This window comes from Stenotrophomonas beteli (genome assembly GCF_001431665.1).
Classification (GTDB): Bacteria; Pseudomonadota; Gammaproteobacteria; order Xanthomonadales; family Xanthomonadaceae; genus Stenotrophomonas; species Stenotrophomonas beteli.
Genome location: NZ_LLXV01000038.1, coordinates 27,686 through 39,479, shown reverse-complemented (window position 1 = coordinate 39,479; position 11,794 = coordinate 27,686). Strand labels below are relative to the sequence as shown.

Genomic DNA, 11,794 nt, shown 5'->3' with positions numbered 1-11,794 from the left:
CCCATCATCACCCCGCACACTGCGTTCTTCAGAACCTTTCAGCCGCCTGCGCGGCATTGTGCACAGCAATGAGAACCTTCAGGACGCCGGTCGCGTTGATCGCGGCGCTCACCCTGGCCATGACGGCCTGTTCCTCCCCCGAGCCCACTCCGGAAGCGGCGCCGCGCGTCGGCGTGGTCACCGTCGCCCCGCGGCTGGTGCAGCGCGACGACGAACTGCCCGGGCGCGTCGCCGCGGTGCGTACCGCGCAGATCCGCGCACAGGTGGGCGGCATCGTGCAGCGCCGCCTGTTCGAGCAGGGGGCCGAAGTGCGTGCCGGCCAGGCCCTGTTCCAGATCGACCCGGCCGCGTTCCGTGCCGACGTCGATTCGGCGCTCGCCGCTCTGCAGCGTAGCGAGGTGGCGCTTGGCCGCAGTCGCCTGCAGTCGCAGCGGCTGCAGGCATTGGCTGCGGCGCAGGCGGTCAGCCAGCAGCATCGCGACGATGCCAGCGCCGAGTTCGAGCAGGCGCGCGCCGCGGTGAATGAAGCGCGCGCGATCCTCGCCCGTCGCCAGCTTGATCTGCGTTATGCCACGGTCAGCGCGCCGATCGACGGCCGCATCGACCAGGCGCTGGTGACCGAAGGTGCGCTGGTCGGCGTGGCCGACGCCGAGCCGATGGCGGTGGTGCAGCAGATCGATCAGGTCTACGTCGATGTGCGCCAACCCGCCGCACAGCTGGAGTTGCTGCAACGCAGTGCCGCCGGTGGCGGCGAGCTGCCGGTCACCATCATCGGCGCGGCCGGCAAGGCACTGCCGGAGCGTGGCCAGCTGCTGTTCTCGGGCATCAATGTCGATGCGCGCACCGGCGATGTGATCCTGCGGATCCTGGTCGACAATCCGCAGCGCCAGTTGCTGCCGGGCATGTATGTGCGTGCCAGGGTGCCGCGTGGTGCGCCGGCCAGCGCGCTGACCGTGCCGCAGCAGGCGGTGCTGCGCAGTGCCGGCGGCCAGGCCTACGCCTGGGTGGTGGGCGCAGATGGCAAAGCGGTGATCCGCACATTGGAGGTGGACGGCAGCGTCAACCGCCAGTGGCTGGTCCGGCATGGGTTGAAGGCGGGCGAGAAGGTGGTGGTGGAGGGCCAGGAGCGCCTGCAGGAGGGCGTCGTGGTCGATGCGCGTGACTGGCAGTTGCCGGTCGCCGCCACCAGCACCGACGCGCAGGCCGGCAGCAACGGCTGAGCCTTTCCAGGGCCGGCTCCTCCGGGGCCCGCCTCTCCAGGAATTTCCAACATGGCACGTTTCTTCATTGATCGCCCGGTGTTCGCCTGGGTGCTGGCGATCTTCATCATCCTGGCCGGCGTGCTGGCGATACCGCGCCTGGCTGTGGAGCGCTATCCGTCGGTGGCACCGCCCAGCGTCAGCATCTATGCCAGCTATCCGGGCGCCAGCCCGCAGACGCTCAACGATGCGGTGGTTGGGCTGATCGAACGCGAGCTGTCCAGCGTCAAGCACCTGCTGTACTTCGAGTCGTCGGTGGACACTTCCGGCGAGGCCTCGATCACCGCCACGTTCAAGCCGGGTACCGACCCGGAGCTGGCGCAGGTGGATGTGCAGAACCGGATCAAGTCGATCGAGCCGCGGCTGCCGCGCAGCGTGCGCCAGAACGGACTGTTCGTGGAGGCCGCCGATTCCGGTTTCCTGATGCTGGTGGGCCTGCGTTCGCCCGACGCCAGCGTCAGCGAGGCGGCGCTCGGTGATTTCATGGCGCGCAACATCATCGAAGAGCTGCGCCGCGTCGAGGGTGTCGGCCGCGTGCAGCTGTTCGGCGCCGAGCAGGCGATGCGGGTGTGGCTGGATCCGGCCCGGCTGACCGGCTACGGCCTGACCATCGGTGATGTGGCCACCGCCATCGAGCAACAGAACCTTGAGATTTCGCCAGGGCGCATCGGTGATTCGCCGGGCGTTGCCGGGCAGCGCATCACGGTTCCGCTGAGTGCGGACGGGCAGTTGTCCACGCCGGAGCAGTTTGCCGCCATCGTGCTGCGCGCCGGCGCCGATGGCTCTCAGGTGGTGCTGGGCGACGTCGCGCGTGTCGAACTGGGCGCACAGAGCTACGCCTGGGGAACGCGCGAGGACGGCCATCCGGCGACCGCCGCCGGTGTGCAGCTGCGCCCGGGCGCGAACGCGGTGCGTACCGCCACCGCAGTGCGGGAGCGGATGGCGGAGCTGGCGCCGTTGCTGCCGCGCGGCGTGGAATCGAGCATTCCGTTCGATACCGCGCCGTTCGTGAAGATCTCCATCGAGAAGGTGGTGCAGACCCTGCTGGAGGCGATGCTGCTGGTGTTCGCGGTGATGTACCTGTTCCTGCAGAACTGGCGCTACACGCTGATTCCTGCCCTGGTTGCGCCGATCGCGCTGCTGGGAACGTTCGCGGTGATGCTGGCGCTGGGCTTTTCGATCAACGTGCTGACCATGTTCGGCATGGTGCTGGCGATCGGCATCATCGTTGACGACGCGATCGTGGTCGTGGAGGGCGTCGAGCGGATCATGGCCGAGGAAGGCCTGCCGCCGCGCGAGGCGACGATCAAGGCGATGCGCGAGCTGACCGGCGCGGTGATCGGCATCACCCTGGTGCTGACCGCGGTGTTCATTCCGATGGCGTTCTCCAGTGGTTCGGTGGGCGCGATCTATCGCCAGTTCACCGTGGCGATGGCAGTATCGATCCTGTTCTCGGCGCTGCTGGCATTGAGCCTGACCCCGGCGTTGTGCGCGACACTGCTGCGCCAGGCCGATCCCGGCCACCCTGGCCGCGGTGGGCTGCTGGGCAGGTTCAACCGTGCATTCGAACGGATGACCGGGCGTTACCAGCGCGGCGTGGCCGGGGTGCTCAAGCGCAGCGGCCGGGTCATGGCGGTGTTCGGGGCGCTGGTGGCGGCCCTGCTGCTGGGGCTGCACTGGTTGCCGGGCGCGTTTTTGCCCGAAGAGGACCAGGGCTACTTCATGACCTCGATCCAGCTGCCTGCCGAAGCCACTGCCGAGCGCACGCTGGCGGTGGTGGAAGCCTACGAGCGGCATGTCGGATCCCGGCCGGGCATCGCCTCCAACCAGTCGATTCTGGGCTACAGCTTCTCCGGTTCCGGCCCGAGTGCAGCGCTGGCCTACACCATGCTGAAGGACTGGGGTGAGCGCGCAGGGGCCACCGCCGCCGGCGAAGTGGAGGCGGCGCAAAAGGCGATGGCTGCGGTGGGCGAGGGCGAGGTGATGAGCGTGATGCCGCCGGCCATCGACAGCCTGGGGCGATCCTCCGGTTTCTCGCTGGCATTGCAGGCGCGGACCGGGCAGAGCCAGGCCGAGCTGCGCGCGGCGCTGCAGCAGCTGCTGACGCTGGCCGGGGCCAGCCCGTTGTTGTCGGAGGTGCATGCCGATGGCTTGCCCGCAGGCACCAGCGTGCGCCTGGACATCGACCGGGCCAAGGCCGAGGCGATGGGGGTTGGCTTTGCCGACATCAGCAGCACGCTGTCAGCGGCGATGGGGTCACAGTATGTCAACGACTTTCCCAACAAGGGTCGTTTGCAGCAGGTGATCCTGCAGGCCGATGCGCCGCACCGGATGGAGCTGGACGACGTGCTCAAGCTCTACGTGCGCAACAGCGAGGGCGGCATGGTGGCATTGTCCGAACTGGTGGTTCCGCATTGGACCGAAGCCCCGCTGCAGTTGCAGCGCTATCTTGGCTTCCCCGCGCTGAACCTTTCGGGCGCACCGGCGCCGGGCACCTCCACGGGCCAGGCCATGGCCGAGATGGAGCGGCTGGCCCGGCAGTTGCCCGCCGGTTTCGCCCTGCAATGGACCAGCCAGTCGCTGCAGGAGCGTGAAGCGGGCGCGCAGGCGCCGTGGCTGCTGCTGTTGTCGATGCTGGTGGTGTTCCTGGTGCTGGCGGCGTTGTACGAAAGCTGGTCGATCCCGCTGTCGGTGATGCTGGTGGTGCCGCTGGGCCTGCTCGGCGCGGTGGCGGCGGTGCTGCTGCGTGACATGCCGAACGACGTGTTCTTCAAGGTCGGCATGATCACCGTGATTGGCCTGTCGGCCAAGAACGCGATTCTCATCGTTGAGTTCGCTCGCCAGCTGCAGCAGCAGGGCCGGGGCCTGGTCGAGGCGGCGTCGGAGGCGGCACGCCTTCGCCTGCGGCCGATCGTGATGACTTCGCTGGCATTCGCGCTGGGCGTCGTGCCGCTGATGCTGGCGCAAGGCGCGTCGAAGGAAACCCAGCAGGCGATCGGAACGGGCGTGTTCGGCGGCATGGTCAGCGCGACCCTGCTGGCGGTGTTCTTCGTGCCGGTCTTCTATGTAGTGGTGCAGGGCGCGCGGCAATCGATCGCGCGGCGCCTGCGCAGGCGCCGGCCGATGCCGGAAGGAACCGTGGATGGAACGCAACAGCGTTGAAGATCTGCACGAACCCCAATTGATGGCGCTGGAGCAGCGCCTGTGCACGGCACTGCTGGAGAATGATCACGACGCGCTGGCCACGCTGCTATCGCCGGCCCTGTTCGTGATGGATGGCCACGGCGGCCGGATGCTCGACCTGCCGTGGCTGGGGGCGTGGCGGGCCGGTGGCCTGCAGGTGCGGAGCCTGCGCCTGCACGCGGTGGAAACGCTGCTGTGTGGCCGCCTGGCGTTGCGGTCCGGCGACGTGTACGGGTCGGTGCATTGGCAGGGCCAGGAGCGCGAGTTGAAACTGCGCCTGCTGCGGGTCTGGACCTGCAGTTCCGGAGACAGCGGCGCCCGGTTGCTGTCGATGGCGGTGCTGGCCGGGTGAGTGCGGTCAGGCCGCTTTCAGGCCGTGCTCACTGCAAGGTGGTAGGGTCGAGCGTCTCTGTAGTGTCGACAAGGAGTCGAGCCATGCGTGTAGTTCCCAGTCTGTTGGCAGCCTCCCTCGGGTTGGTCCTGGCCGCGTGCCAGCCGGTCCAGCCCCCCACCGCCGGCAGCGACGCCCCGCCTGCGACGCCGCAGCCGAGCGCCAGTACCGGAGGCGGCAGCGAGACCGCCTACAAGTGTGGCGATCTGGACGTGCGCGCGACTTTCAATGGCGAGGATGCAGCCACGGTAGTGATCGGCGACCGTACCTTCACCATGACCTCCGAGCGCGCGGCATCCGGCGCCAAGTACGGTGATGGCCAGGGCAACAGCTTCTGGACCAAGGGCAGCGATGACGGCCTGCTCAGCCTGAAGGGCGAAGCCGATCGCGAGTGCCATGCGGTCGAAGCCACTGAAGGCGATGGCAGTGCCGGCAATGCCGCCTTCCGTGCCACCGGTAACGAGCCGGGCTGGCTGGCGGTCGTCGATGGCGACACGCCGGGGCTGCAGGTCGAAGTCGATTACGGCGAGCGTCGCTTCGACGTGGCCGCGCCTACCGCAGGTGCAGACGGTTGGAGTGGCAAGGCGTCCGATGGCACCGACGTGAAGCTCAGCTTCCAGCGCACCACTTGCCAGGATGATATGAGCGGTGAGGCGTTCGAGGCCAAGGTGAACCTGACCATTGGCACCCGCCAGTACCACGGTTGCGGCAATTTCGGCACAAGGCAGCCGTAAGCCCTCTGTAGAGCCGAGCCCACGCTCGGCTCTACACGACCGCTACATCCGATGCGCTGCCGCTGCCTGCGGCGAGCACGCTGCAAGCAGGGACAGGCGGCCGTTCAGCGCAGGGCGTTTAGTCGGCACGGCCGGCGAATTCGCCGGTGGCGGTGTTCACCAGCACGCGTTCGCCGTTGACAATGTACTCCGGCACCATGATCTCGATGCCGGTGTTGAGCTTGGCCGGCTTCGGGCGCTTGGTGGCAGTGCCGCCCTTCAGTTCCGGCGGGGTCTCGATCACTTCCAGCACCACCGAGGCCGGCAGCTGGATCGCCACCGGCTGCTCGTCGATCACCTGCACGTAGATACCGGTCAGGCCGTCGGTGATGTAGCCGGCGTCGTCGCCGATCACGTCCGCATCCAGGGTGTACGGGGTGTAGTCCTCGTCATCGAGGAACACGAAGGCGTCGCCATCCTTGTACGAATAGGTGGACTGGCGGCGCAGCAGTTCGACCTCGACCAGGTTGTCGTCGGCATCGAAGCTGGCATCGAGCTTGTTGCCGCCCGGCACGCTGTACATGATGAAGCGGAAGCGGACGTTGCCGCCGCGACCCTGCGGCGAGCTGCGCTCGATGTCGCGGATCTGGTACACGCCGTTGTTGTACTCGACGACGTTGCCCTTCTTGATGTCGTTGGCTTTCATGGTGATCTAGGTCGTTGGGGGAGGGCGCCGTCCCGGCGCCCGGGGGGAATCACTTCGGAGCGAGGCGGGTAGCGCCGTCCAGGCGGATGGTCTCGCCGTTGAGGTAGGTGTTGCCGAGAATGAAGCCGACCAGGCTGGCGAAGTCTTCCGGCTTGCCCAGGCGCGACGGGAACGGAATCGAGGCGGCCAGCGACTGCTGCACGGCCTCAGGCATGCCGTCGACCATCGGTGTCCAGAACACGCCTGGGGCGATGGTGTTGACGCGGATGCCGAAGCGCGACAGTTCGCGTGCCATCGGCAGCGTCATCGACACCACGCCGCCCTTGCTGGCGGCATAGGCGGCCTGGCCGATCTGGCCTTCATAGGCGGCGATGCTGGCGGTGTTGATGATCACCCCGCGCTCGCCATCGATGCCGGCCTCGTTGTGCTGCATGCGGTTGGCGGCGGCCTTGGCGACATTGAAGCTGCCGACCAGATTGACCATCACCGTGCCCTGGAAGCCGGCCAGCGGCATTGGGCCTTCCTTGCCCAGCACGCGACCGGCGCCGAGGATGCCGGCACAGTTCATCGCCACGTTCAGGCCGCCGAGGAATTCGTGGGCCAGGTCGATGGCCGTTGCAACCGCCGCTTCATCGCTGACGTTGACGTTGAAATAGCGGGCCTTGTCGGCACCCAGTCCGGCGACGGCGGCAGCGCCCTTGTCATCGTTGAGGTCGAACAGGGCCACCTTGCCGCCCTGGGCGACGAGGTGCTGGGCCACGGCCAGGCCGAGGCCGGAGACGCCGCCAGTGATCACGGCACGTACGGAAGACAGCTGCATTGAACGGTCCTGCAGGTTCGAGAACCGCCGATTCTAACGGAAGCGGCGACCGTCGCTGTTGTGCACTGCGCCGCCCCGGCAGGAGCGGCGCAGCGTGGTGCTCAGCCGGCCGCTGCGAGCGCCTGTCCGGTGCGGCTGGCGGTGGCACGGCCGAGCAGGCCGGCCAGCCAGCGGCCGGTCTCGGCCAGTGCCGGCAGGTCCACGCCGCTGTCCAGGCCCAGGCCCTGCAGCAGATAGACCACGTCCTCGCTGGCGACGTTGCCGCTGGCACCCTTCGCATACGGGCAGCCACCGGCGCCCGAGACTGCACTGTCGACCACGCGCACGCCTTCTTCCAGGCAGGTGGCGATGTTGGCGATGGCCTGGCCGTAGGTGTCGTGGAAATGCACGGCCAGCGCGGCCATCGGGATTTCGGCGGCCACCGCCTGCAGCATCGCGCGTGCCTTGCGTGGGGTGCCGACGCCGATGGTGTCGCCCAGCGAGATTTCGTAACAGCCCATCTGGTGCAGGGCGCGCGCCACGCGTACCACGTCGGCCAGCGGCACCTCGCCCTGGTAGGGGCAGCCAAGCACGGTGGAGACGTAGCCGCGCACGCGCACGCCATCAGCGGCGGCGCGACGCAGGATCGGCTCGAAGCGGGCCAGCGACTCGTCGATGCCGGCGTTGGTATTGGTGCGGTTGAAGGCCTCGGAGGCAGCGGTGAACACCGCCACTTCCTCCACGCCCACCGCGCGGGCGCGGTCGTAACCCTGTTCGTTCGGCACCAGTACCGGGTAGTGGATGCCCGGGCGGCGCTGGATGCCGGCGTAGACCTCGGCGGCATCGGCCAGCTGCGGTATCCACTTCGGGCTGACGAAGCTGGTCGCTTCGATGCTGCGCAGGCCGGTGGCCGACAGGCGGTTGATCAGCTCGATCTTGTCGGCGGTGGCCACCGACTGCTTTTCGTTCTGCAGGCCGTCACGCGGGCCGACCTCGACGATGCGCACGTAATCGCTCATGCGGCTGCTCCGCCGGCGGGGCGGTGGCAGACCGCTTCGATGTTGTTGCCGTCCGGGTCGAGCACGAAGGCGGCGTAGTACTCCGGGTGGTACCACGGGCGCAGGCCCGGGGCGCCGTTGTCGCGGCCACCGGCGGCGAGCGCGGCGGCATGGAAGGCGTCCACCTGCGCGCGGCTGGCGCAGGCGAAGGCCACGTGCACGCCGTGGCTGGCGCTGCCGCCATTGCCGAGCCAGAAGAACGGCTTGCCGTCGCTGCCGAAGCCGACGTGGTCGTGGTCGCCGGTCTGTTCGGCGCTCACTTCCATCACCACGCTGATCTGCAGCGGCGCCAGCGCCTGCAGGAAGAAGGTCTTGCTGCGCGCCAGGTCGGCGCTGGTCAAACCAAGATGATCGAGCATGTTCAGGCTTCCGTGACCCAGTGGGGCGCGCGCTTGTCGAGGAAGGCGCCCAGGCCTTCCTGGCCCTCGGCGGAGACCCGCAGGCGCGCGATCAGGGCCGCATTATCGCGATCCAGGGCGTCGCGGTCATGGCTGTCCCGGACCTGTCGCACCAGTTGTTTGGCGGTGGACGAGGCGATCGGGCCGGCCTTGTCGAGCAGGGCCAGTTGGCGCTCCAGCGCTTCGTCCAGACGCTCGGGCTCGACCAGTTGATGGACCAGGCCGATGCGCAGCGCGGTATCGGCATCGAAGTGCTCGCCGGTGGCGAACCAGCGACGGGCCTGGCGCGGGCCGATGGCCTCGATCACATAGGGCGAGATCACCGCGGGCAGCAGGCCCAGGCGGCTTTCGGTCAGGCCGAAGCGCGCCGAGCTGCTGGCGATGGCGATGTCGCAGCAGGCGACCAGGCCGACGCCGCCACCGAAGGCCGCGCCATGGACCCGGGCCAGGGTCGGCTTGGGCAGCTCGTCCAGGGTGCGCATCAGCCGCGCCAGGGCCAGCGAGTCCTCGCGGTTGTCGGCCTCGCTGGCGGCGGCCATGCCGCGCATCCACTGCATGTCGGCGCCGGCCGAGAAGGAGGCGCCGTGGCCGGCCACCACCACCGCGCGCACTGCTTCATCGCGCCCGGCGGCCTCCAGCGCGGCCGTCAGCCGGGCGATCAGGCCGGCGTCGAAGGCGTTGTGCAGCTCCGGCCGGTTCAGCCAGAGGGTGAGGACGGCGCCACGGCGCTCGATCTGCAAAGCATCGTTCATGGGATTCCAGGGTCACTCCATACCTGTATGGATCATAGCGGGCCATTGGTCATGGGCCATGACGCGACGCGGGAATGTTAGAATCGAGAACCATTTACATCCAGCAGAGAACACGCTAGATGACGCTGTCCGAACTGCCGCTGCATACCTCGGCCGTGGTCGAGTCCGTGCAGGACCTGCATGCCAACGATGCCATCGCCCGTCGCCTGCGCGAGCTGGGTTTCGTGAATGGCGAGGAAGTACGCCTGGTGGCCAAGGGTCCGGTGGGGGGCGAGCCGCTGCTGGTGCAGGTCGGGTTCACCCGGTTCGCGCTGCGGATCAGTGAAGCCAAGCGCGTCGTGGTCGACGCCGCCAGCCAGGAACGACGTGCATGAGTGCCACTGCCACCACCGCCCCCCTGCGCGTTGCGCTGGTCGGTAACCCGAACAGTGGCAAGACCGCGCTGTTCAACCAGCTGACCGGCAGCCGCCAGAAGGTCGCCAACTACACCGGCGTCACCGTCGAGCGCAAGGAAGGCCGCCTGCGTGCGCCGTCCGGCCGTGAATTCGCGGTGCTCGACCTGCCGGGCGCCTACAGCCTGCATCCGGCCAGCCTGGACGAGGCGATCACCCGTGACCTGTGCCGGGGCTTCTACCCGGGCGAAGCGGCGCCGGACGTGCTGCTGTGCGTGATCGACGCCACCAACCTGCGCCTGCACCTGCGCTTCGCGCTGGAACTGCGCGAGCTGGGCAAGCCGATGGTGGTGGCGCTGAACATGGTTGATGCGGCCCAGCGCCGCGGCATCCAGGTGGATGTGGCCGCGCTGGAACGCGAGCTGGGCGTGCCGGTGGTGGAGACCGTGGCGGTGCGCAAGCAGGGCGCCAGGGCCCTGGTCGAGCGCCTCGACGCGATGGTGCCGCACCTGGATGCCCCCGTGCCGGGCCCGGAAGGGGGCATCGACTACCACGCCAAGGTGCGCCAGATCCTGTCGGTGGCCGTGCGCATGCCGGCGCGGACCGCGAAGATCGACGACGCCCTGGACCGCTGGCTGCTGCACCCGGTGTTCGGGCTGATCAGCCTGGCGGTGGTGATGTTCCTGATCTTCCAGGCGGTGTATGCCTGGGCGACGCCGCTGATGGACGGCATCGAGGCCGGCTTTGCCTGGCTCGGCCAGTTCGTCGGCAGCGTGCTGCCGGAAGGGCCGCTGGCCAGCCTGCTGACCGACGGCATCATTGCCGGTGTCGGTGGCGTGGTGGTGTTCCTGCCGCAGATCCTGATCCTGTTCTTCTTCATCCTGGTGCTGGAGGAATCCGGCTACCTGCCGCGTGCGGCGTTCCTGCTCGACCGCATGATGGCCGCCGCCGGCCTGTCCGGCCGCTCGTTCATTCCGCTGTTGTCCAGCTTCGCCTGTGCAGTGCCGGGCATCATGTCCACCCGCAGCATCCAGGACCCGCGTGACCGCCTGGCCACGATCCTGGTGGCGCCGCTGATGACCTGTTCCGCACGCCTGCCGGTGTACGCGCTGCTGATCGGTGCGTTCATCCCGCAGAAGACGGTGTGGGGCGTGTTCAACCAGCAGGGCCTGGTGCTGTTCGGCCTGTACGCCGCCGGCATCCTCAGCGCCCTGGCAATGTCGTGGATCATGAAGAAATGGCGCCGCGACAAGAGTGAGCACCCGCTGATGCTGGAACTGCCGTCGTACCGCCTGCCGCACGTGCGTGACCTGGCGGTGGGCCTGTACGAGCGCGGCATGATCTTCCTCAAGCGCGTGGGCGGCATCATCCTGGCGCTGACCATTCTGTTGTGGGTGCTGCTGTCGTTCCCGGCGGCACCGGCTGGCGCCACCATGCCGGCCATCGACTACAGCTACGCGGGCCAGATCGGGCATGCGATGGCGGTGTTCTTCGCGCCACTGGGCTTCAACTGGCAGATCTGCATCGCGCTGATCCCGGGCCTGGCTGCGCGGGAAGTGGCGGTGTCTTCGCTGGCCACCGTGTATGCGCTGTCGGCGGCCGATGATGATGCGGCCAGCCAGGCACTGACGCCGTTGATCAGCGACGGCTGGTCGCTGGCCACCGCGCTGTCGCTGCTGGTCTGGTACATCTACGCGCCGATGTGCATTTCGACGCTGGCCACCATCAAGCGCGAAACCAATTCGTGGAAGCAGATGGGCTTCGCGGCGTTCTACCTGTTCGCGGCGGCCTACGTGGCGGCGCTCATCACCTACCAGGTGACCAGGGCGCTGGGAGGAGGCTGATGGATACCGGCCTGCTGATCCAGTACCTGATCATCGCGGTGGCCGTGCTGGTCAGTGCCTGGGTGGTAATGAAGAAGCAGTTCCCCGGCACCGTGCGCAAGCTGCGCGGGACGCTGGCGCTGGCCCTGCTGAAGCCGGGGCGCGCGGCCTGGCTGCAGGCGCTGGGGCGCAAGGTCGCGCCGCCGGCCAGTGGAGGTGGTGGCGCCTGTGGCGGTTGCGACAGCTGCGGGCCGTCTCCGCCGAAGCAGCACTGACGCTGATTTTCCTGCCCTGGTGGGGGCGAACCTTGGTCTGCACGC

Annotated in this window: 12 protein-coding genes; 7 read left to right on the top strand and 5 right to left on the bottom strand. The window is 68.3% G+C overall.

Features of this window, described 5'->3' with window-relative positions; translation table 11 throughout:
• The first annotated feature begins 68 nt into the window (after nt 1-68).
• From ARC23_RS09740 to ARC23_RS09725, 4 genes are all read left to right on the top strand, one after another.
• Nucleotides 69-1,220 carry an efflux RND transporter periplasmic adaptor subunit gene (locus ARC23_RS09740; RefSeq protein ID WP_057497048.1) on the top strand — a complete coding sequence of 384 codons (1,152 nt, stop codon included), beginning with the start codon at nt 69-71 and terminating at the stop codon, nt 1,218-1,220.
• Between the two features lie 51 nt (nt 1,221-1,271).
• Nucleotides 1,272-4,421, top strand: coding sequence for a multidrug efflux RND transporter permease subunit (locus ARC23_RS09735; RefSeq protein WP_057497047.1), 3,150 nt, complete (start codon nt 1,272-1,274; stop codon nt 4,419-4,421).
• Nucleotides 4,402-4,794, top strand: coding sequence for a nuclear transport factor 2 family protein (locus ARC23_RS09730; RefSeq protein ID WP_057497046.1), 393 nt, complete (start codon nt 4,402-4,404; stop codon nt 4,792-4,794). The genes ARC23_RS09735 and ARC23_RS09730 overlap by 20 nt, the downstream gene beginning before the upstream one ends.
• Before the next feature lie 83 nt (nt 4,795-4,877).
• Nucleotides 4,878-5,567: a COG3650 family protein gene (locus ARC23_RS09725; protein WP_057497045.1), complete on the top strand. Its 690-nt coding sequence runs from the start codon at nt 4,878-4,880 to the stop codon at nt 5,565-5,567.
• Between the two features lie 118 nt (nt 5,568-5,685).
• On the opposite strand, the gene yeiP is transcribed toward ARC23_RS09725, so the two are convergent.
• The 5 genes from yeiP to ARC23_RS09700 all read right to left on the bottom strand — a co-directional run bounded on the left by yeiP (nt 5,686) and on the right by ARC23_RS09700 (nt 9,259).
• A complete protein-coding gene (yeiP, locus tag ARC23_RS09720) occupies nt 5,686-6,252 on the bottom strand; it encodes an elongation factor P-like protein YeiP (protein WP_005409468.1) in 567 nt (188 codons plus the stop codon).
• 49 nt (nt 6,253-6,301) lie between these two features.
• Nucleotides 6,302-7,072 carry an SDR family oxidoreductase gene (locus tag ARC23_RS09715; RefSeq protein ID WP_057497044.1) on the bottom strand — a complete coding sequence of 257 codons (771 nt, stop codon included), beginning with the start codon at nt 7,070-7,072 and terminating at the stop codon, nt 6,302-6,304.
• Between the two features lie 101 nt (nt 7,073-7,173).
• The gene (locus ARC23_RS09710; RefSeq protein ID WP_049444837.1) at nt 7,174-8,070 is read right to left on the bottom strand and encodes a hydroxymethylglutaryl-CoA lyase; all 897 of its coding nucleotides are present in this window, start codon (nt 8,068-8,070) and stop codon (nt 7,174-7,176) included.
• Nucleotides 8,067-8,468, bottom strand: a complete 402-nt coding sequence (locus ARC23_RS09705; protein ID WP_057497043.1) for a VOC family protein — start codon at nt 8,466-8,468, stop codon at nt 8,067-8,069. Before ARC23_RS09705 ends, ARC23_RS09710 begins: the two co-directional genes overlap by 4 nt.
• A gap of 2 nt (nt 8,469-8,470) precedes the next feature.
• The gene (locus tag ARC23_RS09700; RefSeq protein WP_057497042.1) at nt 8,471-9,259 is read right to left on the bottom strand and encodes an enoyl-CoA hydratase/isomerase family protein; all 789 of its coding nucleotides are present in this window, start codon (nt 9,257-9,259) and stop codon (nt 8,471-8,473) included.
• 119 nt (nt 9,260-9,378) lie between these two features.
• Here ARC23_RS09700 and ARC23_RS09695 point away from each other — a divergent pair, with 119 nt between their 5' ends.
• From ARC23_RS09695 to ARC23_RS09685, 3 genes are read left to right on the top strand one after another with little or no spacing between them, the layout of a single operon-like run.
• The gene (locus ARC23_RS09695; RefSeq protein WP_005416370.1) at nt 9,379-9,633 is read left to right on the top strand and encodes a FeoA family protein; all 255 of its coding nucleotides are present in this window, start codon (nt 9,379-9,381) and stop codon (nt 9,631-9,633) included.
• A complete protein-coding gene (gene feoB / locus ARC23_RS09690) occupies nt 9,630-11,495 on the top strand; it encodes a ferrous iron transporter B (protein WP_057497041.1) in 1,866 nt (621 codons plus the stop codon). The genes ARC23_RS09695 and feoB overlap by 4 nt, the downstream gene beginning before the upstream one ends.
• Entirely contained in the window at nt 11,495-11,749 is a 255-nt protein-coding gene (locus ARC23_RS09685; RefSeq protein ID WP_057497040.1) for a DUF6587 family protein, read from the top strand. Before feoB ends, ARC23_RS09685 begins: the two co-directional genes overlap by 1 nt.
• Nucleotides 11,750-11,794 lie beyond the last annotated feature (45 nt).

Coding starts and splice junctions, on each gene's coding strand:
- ARC23_RS09725 (WP_057497045.1), top strand. CDS start 4,878: ATGCGTGTAGTTCCCAGTCTGTTGGCAGCCTCCCTCGGGTTGGTCCTG.
- ARC23_RS09715 (WP_057497044.1), bottom strand. CDS start 7,072: ATGCAGCTGTCTTCCGTACGTGCCGTGATCACTGGCGGCGTCTCCGGC.
- ARC23_RS09735 (WP_057497047.1), top strand. CDS start 1,272: ATGGCACGTTTCTTCATTGATCGCCCGGTGTTCGCCTGGGTGCTGGCG.
- yeiP (WP_005409468.1), bottom strand. CDS start 6,252: ATGAAAGCCAACGACATCAAGAAGGGCAACGTCGTCGAGTACAACAAC.
- ARC23_RS09700 (WP_057497042.1), bottom strand. CDS start 9,259: ATGAACGATGCTTTGCAGATCGAGCGCCGTGGCGCCGTCCTCACCCTC.
- ARC23_RS09730 (WP_057497046.1), top strand. CDS start 4,402: ATGGAACGCAACAGCGTTGAAGATCTGCACGAACCCCAATTGATGGCG.
- ARC23_RS09740 (WP_057497048.1), top strand. CDS start 69: ATGAGAACCTTCAGGACGCCGGTCGCGTTGATCGCGGCGCTCACCCTG.
- ARC23_RS09685 (WP_057497040.1), top strand. CDS start 11,495: ATGGATACCGGCCTGCTGATCCAGTACCTGATCATCGCGGTGGCCGTG.
- feoB (WP_057497041.1), top strand. CDS start 9,630: ATGAGTGCCACTGCCACCACCGCCCCCCTGCGCGTTGCGCTGGTCGGT.
- ARC23_RS09705 (WP_057497043.1), bottom strand. CDS start 8,468: ATGCTCGATCATCTTGGTTTGACCAGCGCCGACCTGGCGCGCAGCAAG.
- ARC23_RS09710 (WP_049444837.1), bottom strand. CDS start 8,070: ATGAGCGATTACGTGCGCATCGTCGAGGTCGGCCCGCGTGACGGCCTG.
- ARC23_RS09695 (WP_005416370.1), top strand. CDS start 9,379: ATGACGCTGTCCGAACTGCCGCTGCATACCTCGGCCGTGGTCGAGTCC.